This is a genomic window from Actinoplanes regularis, assembly GCF_900188005.1.
GTDB classification, from domain to species: domain Bacteria; phylum Actinomycetota; class Actinomycetes; order Mycobacteriales; family Micromonosporaceae; genus Actinoplanes; species Actinoplanes regularis.
The window spans coordinates 1,007,229-1,023,799 of sequence record NZ_FZNR01000001.1 but is presented as its reverse complement, the minus strand read 5'-3'; the positions used below and the strand labels follow the sequence as shown (position 1 = coordinate 1,023,799).

Below are 16,571 nucleotides of genomic sequence, written 5' to 3'. Positions count from 1 at the left end.
GCGGAGGCTGTCAATGCGCGTCCGTTTCATACCCGTTGCCCCATTCGTTACGACTCACGTGACGAACTGGATGACCGCGGCCGGGCTCGCTTTCATCGCGGGGGGCCTCGCCACGTTGATCAGTTTTCGCGCCGTGCTGTTCGGCGGCGGCGACGCTGGTGAGCAACGTTCCCGCGGAGCGTCGGCGCCCGGCCGCCGTCGCCCGGTGGAACCGGTGCACACGCCGCCGGAGCTCGAACTCCGCCAGGAGGACGAGGCGGCCGGGGCGGACGAGCCGGGCCGCGGGCGCCGGCTGGCGGCCGCCCTCAGCGGCCGCTCCGTGCGCGCCGCACGCGGCGCCGGTCTCGCCTCGATCGGCCTGGCCGACGAGGACGAGTACGGCGGCGGGCCACGGCAGGAACACGCGGTCCCGGCCCGCCACGACGACGCGGTTCCGGCCCGCTACGACGCGGTTCCGGCCCGCCACGACGACGCGGCCTGGTCCGGCGAGCAGCAAGGCGAGACCTCCTGGCATCGCGACGCGGCCTGGCCCGGTGAGCAGCGTGCCGGGACCTCCTGGCACGGCGACGGGGTCAGGCCGGGGGAGCAGCAGGGCGAGACCTCCTGGCGTGACGACGGGGCCGCCGGCCACGCACCCCATTCCTGGTACGAGAACCAGGCCATCGTCGAGGAGGAGCACAACACTCCCGAGGGCGGGCGCGGCTACGACTATCCGAGGGATCCCGGCTACGACGACCACCGCCCCGAGGTCGCTCCGGCGCATGCCCGCACGGACAGCCCGCTGGGCGACCCGTCCGGTGAGGACTCCCGGTACATCGACAACACCGCCTGGCGGGCGGGTCCGCCACCCAGCCAGGAGACGGCGGAGCCCGGCTGGACCGTCGCCGGCGACGATCAACCGGTCGACGAGCGGTACGTCCGCTTCTCCGGTTCGCCCCGCCCCGCCCCGATCGATCGTTCCGCCCGCGCCTACAGCGATCCGATCGATCGTTCCGCCCATGCCTACAGCGATCCGATCGATCGCTCCGTCCACGTCTACAGCGATCCGATCGATCGTTCCGCCCATGCCTACAGCGATCCGATCGATCGCTCCGCCCGTGCCCACGGCGATCGGGCCGATCGTTCCACCCGCCCCCACGGCGATCGGATCGATGGCTGGGTCCGCCCGCACTATCGCGACCTGGACGACCGTCCAGCCGCCGGTGACTACTGGACCCCGGTCCCCGACGAGCTCTACGCCGACCCGGAGCCGTCGGCCCGCGGCTATGGCTGGCCGATCCTGGTGGAGCGCCTCCCAGCCGTGCCCGACTACGGGCCGGTGACCGGTTTTGATCTGACCCCGGTGCAGGCCGCCGAGCCCACCACCCTGATGCCGGCCTGGCAGCCGCGCGTTCCGGACCACGACCACCAGATCCGGCTGCCCCGCACCTGGGCGGCTCGCGACGAGCAGGGCCGCGGCCACGCACATCTCGGAGAAGTCGGTGCGGAGCCGTCCTGGAACAGGTCGACGGGCCGCAGCCACCACGCCGCCGACCTCGAACCGCCGCACGACCGTGGCCCGCGACCGCGACCGCGCCCCCGCCCGGCCCCCGCGGCCGAGCCGGACTCGTCCTACATCAGCCGCCACTCGGCCGGCCCGTACGGCTGAGCCGAACTCGTTCTCCGCCGGCACAGAGGGCTGAGCCGGACTCGCCTCACGCCGGCCCGCATGGCTGAGCCCGCGCATCGCCCGGAACAGCCGAACCCCTGCGAGCCGGCCGCCCCGGGGACAGGGCATAAGCTGCCGGGATGGCCGCTTCCGGGTACACCGATCTGGACCGTCCGCCGCTCTCCGAGCGCGCGCTGACCCGCGCCCTGGTGCAGCCCGGCGCCCTCTGGTCACGGATCGACGTACGCACCGAGACCGGCTCCACGAACGCGGACGCCGCCGAGGCGGCCCGGCAGGACGCACCGGAGGGCTTGGTCGTCGTCGCGGAGCGGCAGGTCGCCGGCCGCGGCCGGCGGGATCGGCAGTGGCTCAGCCCGGCCCGCGCCGGGCTGACCGTGAGCGTGCTGCTGCGCCCCGGCACGCCGGTGCCGGACCGCGACTGGCCGGCCGCCGGCCCCGGGGTGTTCGGCTGGTTGCCGTTGCTGGCCGGGGTGGCGCTGGCCGAGGCGGTGACCCGGGTGGCCGGCGTCGACGCAGCGCTGAAGTGGCCGAACGACCTGCTGGTCGGGGACCGCAAGTGCGCCGGCATCCTGGCCGAGGTGGCCGGCGACGCGATCGTGGTCGGGATCGGGCTGAACGTGAGCACTCGCGCCGAGGAACTGCCGGAGACCACCGGGCTGCCGGCCACCTCGCTGCACCTGGCCGGTGCGGAGACCCAGGATCGGGATCCGCTGCTGCGGGGGCTGCTGCGTGGTCTGGAGCGCTGGTACACGGGCTGGCGTGAGGCCAGCGGCGACGCCGAGATGTGCGGGCTGCTCGGCGAGTACCGGCGGCGGTGCGCGACGATCGGCCGTGACGTGCGGGTGCTGCTGCCCGGCGGTGGCGAGCTGACCGGCGAGGCCGTCACCGTGGACCGGGACGGGCAACTCGTGATCCGTACGGTGGATGCTGTCGAGCATCGCGTCTCAGCGGGTGATGTGCTGCACGTACGCTGACCGCGTGGCGTTCCCGGCGGATGTTCTCTCGGACCAGGAGGAGGTCGTCCTCCACCTGCGTCCGCACGGCAGGTCGATGGTCGGGCCGGTTCTGGTGGTCGTGCTGGCCGTGGCCGCCATGATCCTGGCCTGGGTGCTGCTGCCGGAGAACGAGGGCGGCCGGATCGGGCTCGGGCTGGTCGCCGCGATCATGCTCTACAACGGGCTCCGCTACGGCGTGCATCCGCTGGCCGAGTGGCGGTGCACGCACTACGTGCTGACCACCGAGCGGATCCTGACCCAGCAGGGCCTTCTCGTCCGGGTCCGGCGGGACCTGCCGCTGAACCGGGTGAACGATCACACGCTGACGCAGTCGCTGCTGGACCGGGTCTTCGGGACCGGCACGCTGGTGATCGACTCGATCGGCGAGCAGAGCGCCCGGCTGTCCGGGGTGCCGCACGCCCAGCGGGTGCAGAGCACGCTCTACGAGCTGATCGAGATGGCTCCGGAGGACGAGGAGGAGGAAGCGGAGGTCAGCTCTTGAGCCGGGTGTCCAGCTCGGCGACGCTGCCCGGCACGTCCATGGCGCTGAGCTCGGCCAGGCCGGCGGTCGCGTCCAGCTCGGTGATCGCGCCCTCGTGCCCGTCGACCGGCGGCTTCAGGAAGACGAACGTGCGGTACGCCCAGAACCGGAAGATCGTGGCGATGCCGATGCCGACGACCGTGACGCCGAGGAACATCAGCTCGTCGTCCTGCTCGGTGAGGCCGAAACCGTACTTTCCGATCGCCACCAGGCCGGACTGGATCACCATGCCGACCAGGTTGAAGCCGAAGAACAGCGTGTACTCCCGGCGCAGCGCGGTGCGCGTGTGGTGCCGGTAGGTCCAGTAGCGGTTCGCCACATACGCCAGCGTGGTGGTGATGAACGTGGCGATGACGCTGGCCTTGACCGCGCCGATCGGCAGCGCCATCCAGTAGATCGCCATGTAGAGCAGCGTGTTTCCGGCTCCGATGATGCCGAAGGCGACAGCTTCCGGAGCGAGACGGCGCAGGCGATCCGTCAGCGATGTGGCTGAAGGCATTGGGCAACCTTACGGGGGCGGGGCGAGAACGCCGAAATCACTGAGGGGTGGGTGACGACGTTGTCACACCGGTCGTCCGAGCCAGGTCGGCCCGGAAGACGAACTTCCGGTATGACCAGAAGCGGAAGACCGTGCCGATCGCGGTGCCGACGAACTGCGCCGCGATGTTGTCGGCGGCCTGGCTCTGCAGCACCGGCCAGAACTGGCCCAGGCCGTAGTGGCTGATCGCGAGGCAGGTCAGGGCGATGCCGAGGCCGACCGCGTTCAGGACGAAGAAGATCGTGTACTGCCGGGCCATGTTGGTGTGCGCGCCGTCGCGCCACGTCCAGAACCGGTTGCCGAAGAAGGCCAGCGAGGTGGCCACGATCGTGGAGACGGCCTTGGCGGTCAGGGTCTCGCTGCCGAGGCTCCACAGCAGGTTGTAGAGGAGTAGGTCGACACCGAACGCGATGGTGCCGACCGTCCCGAACTTGCTCGCCTCCCGAGCCAGGGCGCGCAACCGGGCGTGCAGTCCGGTGGGCCGCGGTGAGGTCGGGGGCACGCGACCGAGGGTACCGTCGCCCGCAACGCACCGCTGATCTCGTTGCACACTCTCAACCGGCGGTGCCCGCAGGGTCACGCTGCCGGTACGGTCCGTGACGGAAGCCGTCGATCTCACGGATTTCGGCGAGCCGTCCGCGGCACTCCGCGCACCGTCCGAGGTGGGTGCGCATCCGGTGCGCGTCGCGGGCCGCGAGCCGGCCGCGCACCTGCGGACCGAGCCGGTTGCCGGCCCACCGGCACTCCGGATGGTCCGCCGCGGTGACGTGCTGCTGGAGATAGAGGCTGCGCAGTCCCTCCCGTGCGCGGTGCGCGAGGACCGCCACCGCGTTCGGGGTCAGTCCCATCCGCGGGGCGAGCTCGGCGGGTGTGTTGCCCTCCACCTCGGTCTGCCAGAGCACGTCGCGCCAGCGCGGTGGGAGCTGCCGGAAGGCGGCCGCCGCGTAACTGCGCTCCAGTCGGTCCAGGGCCGGGTCGATGAACGGCTCGCCGGCGTCGTAGCGGCTCAGGTCGTCGGTGAACTCCAGGCGCCGGTCCGAGCGCGCGCGCTGGTAGCAGACGTGCCGCATGGTGGTGTGCAGGTAGGCGCGGAACGCGACCAGGGGGCCCCGGCCGGCGCGCAGCGAGGCGAACACCTTGGCGAAGGTCTCGGCCACCAGGTCGTCGGCGTCGGCGGGGTCGCGCTCCAGGCCGTACGCGAAGAGTCGTGCCGCTGCGTGGTGCCGCTCGTAGAGCGTTCCGTACGCGGCGGTGTCGCCGGCCCGGACGGCGGCGAGCAGATCCATGTCCGAGTCCACTTCGTTGCCCGGGGCCGTCATTCCGCCTCCTGTGACAGGAACTGCGAGGAAAACCCGATACGTGAAAGTGTACGGCGATAAGTCCGTTTTGCGAAAGTTGCCGAGAATGGCGGTGTGGCTGGCGGGGCTGCGCGGTCGTGCATCGAGCGACGAAGAATCAATCGTCATTGCGCACCGAAACCAAAGATTGTGCGGTTGTCCACAGGTTCAACCGATGAACTGCATGGGTATCGGGATTAACCTGATGTGACTCCCATGACAACAGTCGGATTTTCCGGCCTATCCGTCATTGGTCAGTGCCGACCGAAGGAGCTTCACTTTGTCTCACCCCCACACCTCGCACCCTCGCCTGCTGGCGTGGATCGACGAGGTCGCCGCCCTGACAACGCCCGACCGGATCGTCTGGTGCGACGGTTCGGACGCCGAGTGGACCCGGCTGACCGACGAGCTCGTCGAGTCCGGCGCGCTGGTCCGGCTCGACCAGGAGAAGAAGCCCAACTCGTTCTGGGCTCGCACCGACCCGTCCGACGTGGCGCGCGTGGAGGAACGCACCTTCATCTGCTCGGTCGACGAGGCCGACGCCGGTCCGACCAACAACTGGATGGCTCCGGCCGAGATGAAGTCCCTGATGACGGAGCTGTACCGCGGCTCGATGCGGGGCCGGACGATGTACGTCGTCCCGTTCTGCATGGGTCCGCTCGACGCCGAGCAGCCGATGTTCGGTGTCGAGCTCACCGACAGCCCGTACGTCGTCGCGAGCATGCGCATCATGACCCGGATGGGGGCCGAGGTCCTGAGCGCGATGGGTGACGACGCGGACTTCGTGCCGTGCCTGCACTCGATCGGCGCCCCGCTGGAGCCGGGACAGAGCGACGTCGCGTGGCCGTGCAGCGAGACGAAGTACATCTCGCACTTCCCGGAGACCCGGGAGATCTGGTCGTTCGGCTCCGGGTACGGCGGCAACTCGCTGCTCGGCAAGAAGTGCTACGCGCTGCGCATCGCCAGCGTGGCCGCCCGCGACGAGGGCTGGCTCGCCGAGCACATGCTGATCATGAAGCTCACCTCACCGGAGGGGCAGGTCCGCTACATCGCCGGCGCCTTCCCGTCGGCCTGCGGCAAGACGAACCTGGCCATGCTCGAGCCGACCCTGCCGGGCTGGAAGGTGGAGACCGTCGGCGACGACATCGCCTGGATGCGGTTCGGCGAGGACGGCCGGCTCTGGGCGACCAACCCCGAGTTCGGGCTCTTCGGCGTCGCGCCCGGCACCGACTTCCACACCAACCCGAACGCGATGCGCACGCTCGCGAAGGGCAACTCGGTCTTCACCAACGTGGCGCTGACCGACGACGGCGACATCTGGTGGGAGGGCATGGGCGAGCCGCCCGCGCACCTCACCGACTGGAAGGGCCAGGACTGGACGCCGGAGTCCCAGGCGCCGTCGAGCCACCCGAACAGCCGCTTCTGCACCCCGATCGAGCAGTGCCCGATTCTCGCCGACGAGTACTACGACCCGCGCGGTGTGCCGATCGACGCGATCCTCTTCGGCGGTCGCCGCAAGACCACGATTCCGCTGGTCACCGAGGCCCGTGACTGGGTGCACGGTGTGTACATGGGCGCGACCCTCTCGAGCGAGACCACCGCCGCCGCGGTCGGGCAGGTCGGCGTGGTCCGCCGCGACCCGATGGCGATGCTCCCGTTCATCGGTTACCACGCGGGCGACTACTTCCAGCACTGGATCGACATGGCCAAGGGCGCCTCTGGCGACGCGTCCAAGCTGCCCAAGGTCTTCTACGTGAACTGGTTCCGGCGCGGCGACGACGGCCGGTTCCTCTGGCCCGGATTCGGGGAGAACAGCCGGGTGCTCAAGTGGGTCGTGGAGCGGCTGGACGGCAAGGCCGACGCCGTGGAGACCCCGATCGGGCACGTCGCCACCCCGGAGGCGCTCGACCTGAGCGGGCTGGACCTCGACCCGGCCGACCTCGAGGCCGTGCTGCGCGTCGACACCGACGAGTGGCTGGCCGAGCTTCCGCAGGTCACCGAGTGGTTCGAGAAGTTCGGTGACAAGCTTCCCGCCGTGCTCTGGGCGGAGCTGGACGCGCTGCGCGCGCGGCTGGCCGACGCCTGATCCGACTCGGCTCGCGCCCGCCCTCAGCGTCGAGGGCGGGCGCGGCCGGCCGCCGACCGGACGGCCAGTCCCGGGATGGCACGATCGGCCTGATCCCGGCGCGGATCGTTCCACGGCACACGGCCGCCGCTTGAGTGCGCGGCGCGGGTGGCTACGCTTTGCCGTGATGAGTGTGCGCTCTCTGGTCTACTCCTTCTACGAACGACGGCTCGCTGGGAAACTGCTCGGCAAGCCGGTACCCCGTCATGTCGGTGTGATGTGTGACGGCAACCGGCGCTGGGCCCGCGAGATGGGCTTCGTCGACCCGAACGACGGCCACCGGGTCGGCGCCGTCCGGGTCAAGGACCTGCTTACCTGGTGTGATCAGGCCGGGATCGAGCACGTCACGCTCTATCTGCTGGCCACCGACAACCTGCAGCGCCCGGCCGCCGAGCTGGACCCGCTCGTGCGGATCATCGAGGATCTGGCGACCGAGCTGGCCGAGGAGGGCAACCCCTGGCGGCTGCGCATGGTCGGCGCCCTGGACATCCTGCCCGCCGCGACCGCGGCGACGCTCAAGGCCGCGCAGGAGAAGACGCAGGACCGCAGCGGTGGCGTCGAGGTCAACATGGCCGTCGGGTACGGCGGCCGGCGCGAGATCACCGACGCGGTGCGCTCCCTGCTGCAGCAGCACGCGGCCTCCGGCGGCACCCTGGAGGAGCTCGCCGAGATCCTGGACGTCGAGCACATCGCCGAGCACCTCTACACGCGTGGCCAGCCCGATCCCGACCTGGTCATCCGGACCAGCGGGGAGCAGCGGCTCTCCGGCTTCCTGCTCTGGCAGTCGGCGCACTCGGAGTTCTACTTCCACGACGCCAACTGGCCGGACTTCCGGCGCATCGACTTCCTGCGGGCGCTGCGCTCCTACGGCAACCGCCAGCGGCGTTACGGAGCCTGATCTCCGCCCGGTCGCCGGGCGCGGATCGCGCCGGCGCGGGTCGAGAAGATGATCCGGCTCAGAACCGGTTGAGGCCGTCGTTGATGAACTTGGCGACGGCCTCCGGCGACACGAGGGTCAGGTCGGCGGCGTCGGAGACCTCCGCTCCGGTCTCGTTGTTGGCGACCGCGATCGCCATGCCGAAGAAGCCCGGGTCGGCCGCCTCGCGGGCGCGCAGCGCGTCGAAGGCCCGGATGTCCGACATGTCATCGCCGAAATACCACGCGGTGGCGGAGTCTCGCACCGTCTCGGTGATGACCATGCCCTTGTCCTGGTTCACCGGCGGTTTCAGCTCGACCACCATGCGGCCGCCCTGGATCTTCAGCCCCTCCCGCTCGGCGCGCTCGTGGGCCCACTGCTCGACCTCGGCGGCGCGCTCCGGGCAGTTGCGGAAGTGCAGGGCGACGGAGAGGCGTTTGTACTCCACCTCGACGGGCTCGTGGAACGCCGCCCGGGCCGCGGCGTCGAGCGCCTTCATCGGCTCCACGTAGTCCAGCGCCGCCGGCTTGGTGACGACCTCGCCCTCGTGCAGCATCTCCAGGCCGTACAGACCGAAGAAGTCGACGTGGGTCAGGGTCGGGAAGCGATCACGCAGAAAGTCCACCGGACGGGCGGAGACGATCGCCACCCGTCCGACCTTGGTGGCCAGTCGTTCCAGAACGGCGGGCACCGCGGCCACCGGCTGGGAGTCACCCGGCTTCTTCGTGATCGGCGAGAGGACCCCGTCGAAGTCGAAGAAGAACGTTGTTCTGGAGGCGTGCCGGGCGGTGCGTGCCCAGGCGTCGTCGGCGCTCGCGGGATGGGTCGGACGCTCGGTCTCTGCCACGCCGTCAGACTACCCGCGGCGGGTGTCCTTTTATGCCATGTGGATTTCGCGTGGGGCGCGCGTCACCCGTCGGTGCCCGATTTTGCGCACTACCGCAGGAGGCTGTTGACCGCTAGCGTTTGAGTCATGGCACGGGGTCATCCCGAGCCAGCCGGCCGGCCCGGACCAGCGACGACTTGCGCCACAGGGCCCGCAATCCGTCCCTGTGCATGTGCCGGCGGCCGGAGGTGGCGGACCGCGGGTGGCGGGTTGCACGCCCGCTGGAGCAGGCCTGTGACATCTCGCCGTACCGATGCCGGTGTCGCTTCGTCCGACCCGGTCGACAAGGTCACCAGGACCCGTGCCACGACCACGCGTCGTAAGACCCGTGACCGGCACGCCGACGCCGAGCCCGCCCCGGCCGGCAAAGTCTTCGTCCTGGATACCTCGGTCCTGCTGTCCGATCCGGCGGCGTTCCGCCGGTTCACCGATCACGAAGTCGTGGTCCCGCTCGTGGTCATCTCCGAACTGGAGGGAAAACGTCACCACCCCGAGCTCGGCTGGTTCGCCCGGCAGTCCCTGCGGATGTTGGACGAGCTGCGGATCAAACACGGTCGCCTGGACCAGCCGGTGCTCTGCAACGACGAGGGCGGCACCCTGCGCGTCGAGCTCAACCACGCGGACCAGAGCGTGCTGCCGCACGGCTTCCGCAACGACTCGAACGACACCCGGATCCTCTCGGTGGCGCTCGGGCTGGCCGCGGAGGGCCGGGACGTCACGCTGGTCAGCAAGGACATGCCGCTGCGGGTGAAGGCGGCCTCGGTGGGCCTGACCGCCGACGAGTACCGGCACGGCCAGGCCAGCGATCCCACCTGGACCGGGATGGCCGACCTGCAACTCGGCGAGGAGCAGGTGAACGCGCTCTACGCCGGCGACGAGCTGGAGCTGGAGGAGACGGAGAACCTGCCCTGCCACACCGGCTTGGTGATCCACTCGTCGCGCGGCTCGGCACTGGCCCGGGTCAATCCCGACAAGACGGTCAAGCTGGTCCGCGGTGACCGGGACGCCTTCGGGTTGCGTGGGCGCTCGGCCGAGCAGCGGATCGCGCTGGACATCCTGCTCGACGAGCAGATCGGGATCGTCTCGCTGGGCGGCAAGGCCGGCACGGGCAAGTCCGCCCTGGCCCTCTGCGCCGGCCTGGAGGCGACCATGGAGCGCAACCGCCACAAGAAGGTCGTGGTGTTCCGTCCGCTCTACGCGGTCGGCGGCCAGGAGCTCGGTTACCTGCCCGGCAGCGAGTCGGAGAAGATGTCGCCCTGGGCGCAGGCGGTCTTCGACACGCTCGGCTCCGTGGTGCACGCCAATGTGGTCGATGAGGTGCTGGCCCGCGGCATGCTGGAGGTGCTGCCGCTGACCCACATCCGCGGCCGGAGCCTGCACGACGCGTTCGTCATCGTGGACGAGGCCCAGTCGCTGGAACGCAACGTGCTGCTGACCGTCCTCTCCCGGATCGGCCAGAACTCCCGGGTGATCCTGACGCACGACGTGGCGCAGCGGGACAACCTGCGGGTCGGCCGGCACGACGGGGTCACCGCGGTGATCGAGGCGCTGAAGGGGCATCCGATCTTCGCCCACGTCACCCTCACCCGTTCGGAGCGATCACCGATCGCCGAGGTGGTCACCGACCTACTGGAGGACATTCCACTCTGATGTGACGCCAGCGCGGCTTTTTTGTCCTGAATGTAGGACTAAGCACGGTGACTAAAGTCACAGAACCGCGCTGGCATTTCACATACAACGCGCGCTGCGCCATGGTGTCTGGCGAGCACCAGCGAGTGGCAGCGCGTCGGAGATCGACGGAGGCCACCCCCTCGCGGCCGCGAGGCGGCCTGACGGGTCGCGGTGCTCGCGGCACGACCGTCCGCCATCTGGTGGAGGCGTGCCGCGTCATTGCCCCCGACGAAGGGAATCTTCGTGAATCGGCTCTGGAGCCGGCTCGGAGTTCGTACGGCGTCTGTCGGTCTGCTGGTGGCGGGACTCAGTGGCGGCGTGTACCTCGGACAGAGCCAGAACAGCCAGCAGCAGAGCGCGGAAACGCAGCTCGTCATGCAGGCGAACGCCGAAGAGGTCGCACTCCTGAAGGAACGGCAGGCCGACCACGCCGCCGCCCGGGCGTACCGCCACTCGGCGGAGAACGCCGCCGCGGCGAAGGCCGCCGTCGAGGCCAAGAGCGCCGCGAGCAAGGCGCGCGCCCTGGAGCAGAAGGTGATCGCCGCCGAGGAGGCCGAGAAGAAGGCCGCCGCGGAGAAGAAGGCCAGGGAGTCCGGCGGGGCGGTGCCGTTCGCAGGCGAGATCCCCAGCTCGTGCAGCGAGTTCCCGGGTAGCCGCGGAGTCGGGTGCGCGCTGATGCTGGACGCCGGCTTCGAGATCGACCAGTTCCCGTGCCTGGACAAGCTCTGGAAGCGGGAGAGCGGCTGGAACTACAAGGCCCTCAACAGCGGCTCCGGGGCGTACGGGATTCCGCAGGCGCTGCCCGGCAGCAAGATGGCCTCGATCGCGGACGACTGGAAGACCAACCCGGCCACGCAGATCAAGTGGGGCCTCGGCTACATCGAGGACCGCTACGACACCCCGTGTGGGGCTTGGAACCACTCCGAGAACGTGGGCTGGTACTGAGACTCTGAGACCGAAAAAGGGCCGCGCGGCAAGCCGTGCGGCCCTTTTCTCTGTGAGAAAATGTCCATATGGTACGAAATGTCGCCTCGGCCGTTCTGGCGATAGCCGTGGCGGTCGTCCTCGCCGCCGGTGACGTGCCGGCCCGCGCGAGTGTCGGCGGCCGACCGATCACCGAGGTGGTCGGGGGCAACGTGGCAAAGGCCGGGGAGTTCCCCTGGGCGGTCCGGCTCTCGATGGGCTGCGGCGGCGCGCTCACCGCACCCCGGGTGGTGCTCACCGCCGGGCACTGCGTCGGCCCCACCGGAGCGAACAAGAAGATCGCGGTGACCGCCGGATCGACCGACCTGAAGGCGAAGACCGCGCTCACCGCGCACTCGCTCGAAGTGATCCGCGCACCCGGCTTCACCACCGAGACCAAGGGCAACGACTGGGCGGTGGTCAAGCTGGACCGGGTGCTCGGCCTGCCCACCCTCCGCCTGGTCCCGGACGCCTCCAGTGATCAGGGCGAGGGCACCGTGATGGGGTGGGGCCAGACCACGGAGAGCGCGCTGCGCCAGGAGCAGCGGCTGCATTACGCGACCGTGCCCACGATTCCGGACGACACGTGCGCGAAGGCGTACCTGGCCGCGAAGGTGGCCCTGGTCAAGGAGGACTCGATCTGCGCCGGGCGGCACGGGGTGGACACCTGCCAGGGCGATTCCGGCGGTCCGATGGTGCGGCGCGGCAGGGACGGGCAGTGGGCCCAGGTCGGCATCGTGAGCTGGGGGCTGGGCTGTGCCCGGGACGCGTACCCGGGGGTCTACACGCAGATCTCCAAGTTCCGGACGGCGATCCTGGAAGCCACCCGAAAACTTTCCTGACACGCGCTCGGGTGGCCGGTGACCCGGACGCCTGGGAGCATTCGAGTCATGAGCTATCGGCCGGCCGTCGCGCGTACCGATGAGGCCAGATTCGGCACCGACGCGTTCTATGCGTCCATCGGGCGCGCCTTCGTCACGATGTGCGCGGTCATCCCGATTCTGTTCCTGGTCGAAGCGCTGGACGTCGCTCTCGGCCCCGGCACCCTGGACGTGGCCGGCGGCATCATCCCCCACCACCTCGACGGGCTGGACGGGGTGCTGTTCAGCCCGTTCCTGCACGCCGGCTGGGACCACCTCTACGGCAACGCGGTGCCGCTCATCCTGGTCGGCACGTTCGCGCTGGCCGGCGGGGCTCGCCGATTCATCTGGTCGACGCTGACCATCATGCTGATCAGCGGCCTGGGCGTGTGGTTCGTCGGCGATCCCGACACCATCGTGGTCGGGGCCAGCGGCGTCATCTTCGGCTATCTCGGCCTGCTCTTCGGCCGTGGCTTCGTCGAGCGCAGCTGGTGGAACCTGGGCGTGGCCGCCTTCATCGGGCTGCTCTACTGGTACCAGGTCTACAACATCCTGCCGACCGATCGCACGGTCTCCTGGCAGGGTCATCTGCTCGGCCTGGTCGGCGGTTTCGTCGCCGCGTTCCTGTTCCGCCGGCGCTGATCGCCCGGCGGGGACCCGGGCCGGGCCCCCGCCGCACGGCTCAGCGGCTCGGCTCGTCCCCGCTCGGTCCGGCCGACAGGCGGCCCTCGAAGTCCACCGCGGAGTAGAGCGCCAGCTTCTCCAGCCGGTGATACGAGTCGATCACCCGGATCGTCCCGCTCTTCGACCGCATCACGATCGACTGGGTGTGTGCGCCACCGGCCCGGTACCGAACCCCCTTGAGCAGGTCACCGGAGGTCACCCCGGTCGCGACGAAGAAGCAGTTGTCGCCGGTGACCAGGTCGTCGGTGGTGAGCACCCGGTCCAGGTCGTGGCCGCCGTCGATCGCCTTCTGCCGCTCCGACTCGTCGAGCGGCCAGAGCTTCGCCTGGATCATGCCGCCCAGGCACTTGATCGCACAGGCCGCGGTGATCCCCTCGGGCGTGCCGCCGATTCCCATCAGCACATCCACGTCGGACTCCGAGCGGGCCGCCGAGATCGCGCCGGCGATGTCGCCGTCCGAGATGAACTTGATGTTCGCCCCGGCCCGCCGGACCTCCTCGACCAGCGCCGCGTGCCGCGGCCGGTCGAGGATGCACACGGTCACGTCGGAGATGCTGGACCGCTTGGCCTTGGCGATCCGGCGGAGGTTCTCGGTCGGACCGGCGTTGATGTCGATCACGTCGGCGCAGTCCGGGCCGACCGCGATCTTGTCCATGTAGAAGACCGCGCTGGGGTCGAACATCGCGCCCCGCTCGGCGACGGCCAGGACGGCCACGGCGCCGGGCATACCCTTGCTCATCAGGGTGGTGCCGTCGACCGGGTCGACCGCGACGTCCACCTCCGGCCCGGTGCCGTCGCCGACCCGTTCGCCGTTGTAGAGCATCGGGGCTTCATCCTTCTCACCCTCGCCGATCACGACGACGCCCCGCATCTGGATCGAGTTGATGAGCTTGCGCATGGCGTCGACGGCCGCGCCGTCGCCACCGTTCTTGTCTCCGCGCCCGACCCAGCGGCCGGCCGCCATGGCGGCGGCCTCGGTCACGCGGACCAGGTCAAGGGCGATGTTGCGGTCGAGATCCTGGGGAATCCTGGCAGGCATGTCGGCCTCCTCGCGTCGTTGCGGGGCTGGTGATTCCCTCGATCCTCACATCTTCGGACGTGCCAAGTCCCGGTTCAGCGACATGGTTAACAATGAGCACGTGGAACCCCCTGCTACCGACACCCCGCCGGCTCAGCCGCGCCTGACCAAGCGTGAGGGCCGCTCGCCGCGCGACATGGCCCTGTCCTTGCTGGTGCTGATCGTGCCGATCGCGCTGATGCTCACCTTCTACCGGGTGGTGCTCAGCGGCGACGAGCCGCTGACCGTCGACCCCGCCTCGTCGATCGAGCTGGCGTCGAGGGAGTTCACCGTGCTGGTGCCGGCCGGGCTGAGCGCGGACTGGCGGGTCACCACCGCCAACTTCAAGCGGGAGAGCGGCGGAGCCACGCTCCGGATCGGTTACGTCGACCCGGACGACAGCCCGGTGCAGCTGGTGGAGAGCACCACGCCGGCGGAGAGCCTGGTCCCGGCCGAGGTGGGCAAGGACGGCAAGCGCACCGGGGCGTACCGGACCGACGCGCGGAGCTGGATGGTCTACAGCGGTCGCCCGGAGGAGACCGTGCTGATCTACACCGAGGGGAAGCGCACGGTGCTGATCATCGGCAAGACCGACCAGAAGAACCTCGAGATCCTGGCCTCTGCCCTGAAGTAGGGGCCTCCGCCCTGAGGCAGGGCGTCGAACGCCCGGTCAGCCCCGGTTGGCCCGGGCGGCGTCGATCCGCTCGCGGGCGCCGTCCAGCCAGCGCTGGCAGATGTCGGCGAGCTTCTCGCCCCGCTCCCAGAGCGCGAGCGACTCCTCCAGGCTGCCGCCGCCCTGCTCCAGCCGCCCGACCACCTCGGCCAGCTCGGTCCGCGCCTGCTCGTAACTCAGACTCTCGTCGCTCATGCCGCCACCTCCGCTTCGCTCCGGCGTCGACATGAGCCAACACCTGAGCTGACCGATTCGCTCGCAAGCTCGCTCATGCCCGCCACCTCCGCTGCGCTCCGGCGTCGACATGAGCCAACACCTGAGCTGACTGATTCGCTCGCAAGCTCGCTCATGCCCGCCACCTCCGCTTCGCTCCGGAGCCGACATGAGCCGACAACCGAGCCTGATGATTTGCTCATTCGTTCGTTTCCGGGGTGACCACTGCGGTCAGCGATCCCTCGAACAGCCGGACCCGCAGCGGATCGCCCGACTCCACCTCGTCGGCCGCCCGCACCACGTGCCCGTCCTCGCGCTGCACGATCGCATAACCCCGCTCCAGCGTGGCCAGCGGCGACAGCGCCCGCAGCCGCGCCAGGGTGTGCCGCAGCTCGTCGTCGGCCCGTCGCACCCGGTGCTCCAGGCTCCGGCCGGCGCGGTCGCGCAGCGCGGTCACCTCGCCGGACCGCTGCTCGATCAGCGTCTCCGGCCGGGCCAGGACCGGCCGGGACCGCCACGCCTCGATCCGCTGCCGCTCCCGGTCGATCAGGGCCAGCACCCCGCGGTCGAGGCGGCCCCGCGCCTGCTCGATCAGCCGCAGCTCGTCGCCGAGATCGGGGACGATCCGCTTGGCCGCGTCGGTCGGCGTGGAGGCGCGCAGGTCAGCGACGTAGTCCAGCAGCGGGGTGTCGGTCTCGTGGCCGATCGCGCTGACCACCGGGGTGCGCGCGGCGAACACCGCCCGGCACAGCGCCTCGTCGGAGAAGGGCAGCAGATCCTCCACGCTGCCACCGCCCCGGGCGATGACGATCACGTCGACGGTCTCGTCGTCGTCCAGCACCTTGAGCGCGCCGAGGATCTGCGGCACCGAGTTCGGACCCTGCACCGACACGTGAGCGACCCGGAACTCGGCGGCCGGCCAGCGCCGCCGCACGTTCATGAGCACGTCCCGCTCGGCAGCCGTGTTCTGCCCGGTGATCAGGCCGATCCGGGTGGGCAGGAACGGCAGCCGGCGCTTGCGCTCACGGGCGAACAGGCCCTCGGCGCCGAGCAGTTTCTTCAACCGCTCCAGCCGGGCCAGCAGCTCGCCGAGGCCGACCTGGCGGATCTCGTCGGCGCGCAGGCTCAGCGTGCCCCGCGCCGGGTAGAACTCCGGCTTGGCGTGCAGCGTCACCCGGGCGCCCTCGGCCAGCTCGGGTGCGCCCGCCTCGAGCACGTCGCGGTGCATGGTGACGGTCAGGCTCAGGTCGGCCGCCGGGTCCCGCAAGGTCAGGAAGACCACGCCCGAGCCGGCGCGGCGGCTGATCTGGGCGACCTGCCCGTCGACCCAGACCCAGCCGAGCTTGGCGATCCAGGCGCCGACCTTCTGGCTGACGACGCGCACCGGCCACGGCTCCTCGGCGGTGCTCTTCGGCGGCGCGGCGGCCTGGGCTTCGTTCACCC

General features: G+C 70.3%; 17 protein-coding genes. 10 read left to right on the top strand and 7 right to left on the bottom strand.

Annotated elements, in window-relative coordinates; translation table 11 throughout:
• Positions 1 to 58: 58 nt before the first annotated feature.
• From CHC09_RS04455 to CHC09_RS04445, 3 genes are all read left to right on the top strand, one after another.
• Positions 59 to 1,648 (top strand): hypothetical protein, encoded by a 1,590-nt coding sequence (locus CHC09_RS04455; protein ID WP_143232204.1) that lies wholly within the window; start codon positions 59 to 61, stop codon positions 1,646 to 1,648.
• Positions 1,649 to 1,788: 140 nt separating this feature from the next.
• A complete protein-coding gene (locus tag CHC09_RS04450; RefSeq protein WP_089291612.1) occupies positions 1,789 to 2,643 on the top strand; it encodes a biotin--[acetyl-CoA-carboxylase] ligase in 855 nt (284 codons plus the stop codon).
• Between the two features lie 4 nt (positions 2,644 to 2,647).
• Positions 2,648 to 3,166 carry a PH domain-containing protein gene (locus CHC09_RS04445; protein WP_179276936.1) on the top strand — a complete coding sequence of 173 codons (519 nt, stop codon included), beginning with the start codon at positions 2,648 to 2,650 and terminating at the stop codon, positions 3,164 to 3,166.
• Here CHC09_RS04445 and CHC09_RS04440 read toward each other — a convergent pair.
• The 3 genes from CHC09_RS04440 to CHC09_RS04430 are packed head-to-tail and all read right to left on the bottom strand — an operon-like array spanning position 3,156 to position 5,062.
• Positions 3,156 to 3,704 carry a GtrA family protein gene (locus CHC09_RS04440; protein ID WP_089291610.1) on the bottom strand — a complete coding sequence of 183 codons (549 nt, stop codon included), beginning with the start codon at positions 3,702 to 3,704 and terminating at the stop codon, positions 3,156 to 3,158. The two genes, CHC09_RS04445 and CHC09_RS04440, sit on opposite strands and share 11 nt — an antisense overlap.
• 37 nt (positions 3,705 to 3,741) lie before the next feature.
• Positions 3,742 to 4,245 (bottom strand): GtrA family protein, encoded by a 504-nt coding sequence (locus CHC09_RS04435; protein WP_239137984.1) that lies wholly within the window; start codon positions 4,243 to 4,245, stop codon positions 3,742 to 3,744.
• Between the two features lie 52 nt (positions 4,246 to 4,297).
• Positions 4,298 to 5,062 (bottom strand): sigma-70 family RNA polymerase sigma factor, encoded by a 765-nt coding sequence (locus tag CHC09_RS04430; protein WP_089291609.1) that lies wholly within the window; start codon positions 5,060 to 5,062, stop codon positions 4,298 to 4,300.
• A 298-nt stretch (positions 5,063 to 5,360) separates the two neighbouring features.
• Between CHC09_RS04430 and CHC09_RS04425 the strand changes: the two genes are divergently transcribed.
• Together CHC09_RS04425 and CHC09_RS04420 are read left to right on the top strand one after the other, a co-directional pair.
• Positions 5,361 to 7,166: a phosphoenolpyruvate carboxykinase (GTP) gene (locus CHC09_RS04425; protein ID WP_089291608.1), complete on the top strand. Its 1,806-nt coding sequence runs from the start codon at positions 5,361 to 5,363 to the stop codon at positions 7,164 to 7,166.
• A gap of 166 nt (positions 7,167 to 7,332) precedes the next feature.
• Positions 7,333 to 8,103 (top strand): isoprenyl transferase, encoded by a 771-nt coding sequence (locus tag CHC09_RS04420; RefSeq protein WP_089291607.1) that lies wholly within the window; start codon positions 7,333 to 7,335, stop codon positions 8,101 to 8,103.
• A gap of 58 nt (positions 8,104 to 8,161) precedes the next feature.
• Here the strand turns inward: CHC09_RS04420 and otsB are convergent, their stop codons facing one another.
• Positions 8,162 to 8,968 carry a trehalose-phosphatase gene (otsB, locus tag CHC09_RS04415; protein ID WP_089291606.1) on the bottom strand — a complete coding sequence of 269 codons (807 nt, stop codon included), beginning with the start codon at positions 8,966 to 8,968 and terminating at the stop codon, positions 8,162 to 8,164.
• A 273-nt stretch (positions 8,969 to 9,241) separates the two neighbouring features.
• On the opposite strand from otsB, the gene phoH2 reads away from it, so the two are divergent.
• The 4 genes from phoH2 to CHC09_RS04395 all read left to right on the top strand — a co-directional run bounded on the left by phoH2 (position 9,242) and on the right by CHC09_RS04395 (position 13,143).
• A complete protein-coding gene (gene phoH2, locus CHC09_RS04410) occupies positions 9,242 to 10,657 on the top strand; it encodes an RNA 5'-3' helicase PhoH2 (protein ID WP_089291605.1) in 1,416 nt (471 codons plus the stop codon).
• Between the two features lie 264 nt (positions 10,658 to 10,921).
• The gene (locus CHC09_RS04405; RefSeq protein ID WP_089291604.1) at positions 10,922 to 11,623 is read left to right on the top strand and encodes an aggregation-promoting factor C-terminal-like domain-containing protein; all 702 of its coding nucleotides are present in this window, start codon (positions 10,922 to 10,924) and stop codon (positions 11,621 to 11,623) included.
• 68 nt (positions 11,624 to 11,691) lie between these two features.
• The gene (locus CHC09_RS04400; protein WP_089291603.1) at positions 11,692 to 12,483 is read left to right on the top strand and encodes a S1 family serine peptidase; all 792 of its coding nucleotides are present in this window, start codon (positions 11,692 to 11,694) and stop codon (positions 12,481 to 12,483) included.
• Between the two features lie 48 nt (positions 12,484 to 12,531).
• Positions 12,532 to 13,143, top strand: coding sequence for a rhomboid family intramembrane serine protease (locus tag CHC09_RS04395; RefSeq protein WP_089291602.1), 612 nt, complete (start codon positions 12,532 to 12,534; stop codon positions 13,141 to 13,143).
• Between the two features lie 40 nt (positions 13,144 to 13,183).
• Here CHC09_RS04395 and glpX read toward each other — a convergent pair whose 3' ends face one another.
• Positions 13,184 to 14,224: a class II fructose-bisphosphatase gene (gene glpX, locus CHC09_RS04390; RefSeq protein WP_089291601.1), complete on the bottom strand. Its 1,041-nt coding sequence runs from the start codon at positions 14,222 to 14,224 to the stop codon at positions 13,184 to 13,186.
• A gap of 100 nt (positions 14,225 to 14,324) precedes the next feature.
• Here glpX and CHC09_RS04385 point away from each other — a divergent pair, with 100 nt between their 5' ends.
• Complete coding sequence (locus CHC09_RS04385; RefSeq protein WP_239137985.1) at positions 14,325 to 14,876, top strand: DUF4245 domain-containing protein; 552 nt, start codon at positions 14,325 to 14,327, stop codon at positions 14,874 to 14,876.
• Between the two features lie 36 nt (positions 14,877 to 14,912).
• Here CHC09_RS04385 and CHC09_RS04380 read toward each other — a convergent pair whose 3' ends face one another.
• Both CHC09_RS04380 and xseA read right to left on the bottom strand, forming a co-directional pair.
• Positions 14,913 to 15,110, bottom strand: a complete 198-nt coding sequence (locus CHC09_RS04380; protein ID WP_089291599.1) for an exodeoxyribonuclease VII small subunit — start codon at positions 15,108 to 15,110, stop codon at positions 14,913 to 14,915.
• Positions 15,111 to 15,327: 217 nt separating this feature from the next.
• Positions 15,328 to 16,569 carry an exodeoxyribonuclease VII large subunit gene (gene xseA / locus CHC09_RS04375; RefSeq protein WP_089291598.1) on the bottom strand — a complete coding sequence of 414 codons (1,242 nt, stop codon included), beginning with the start codon at positions 16,567 to 16,569 and terminating at the stop codon, positions 15,328 to 15,330.
• Positions 16,570 to 16,571: the final 2 nt, after the last annotated feature.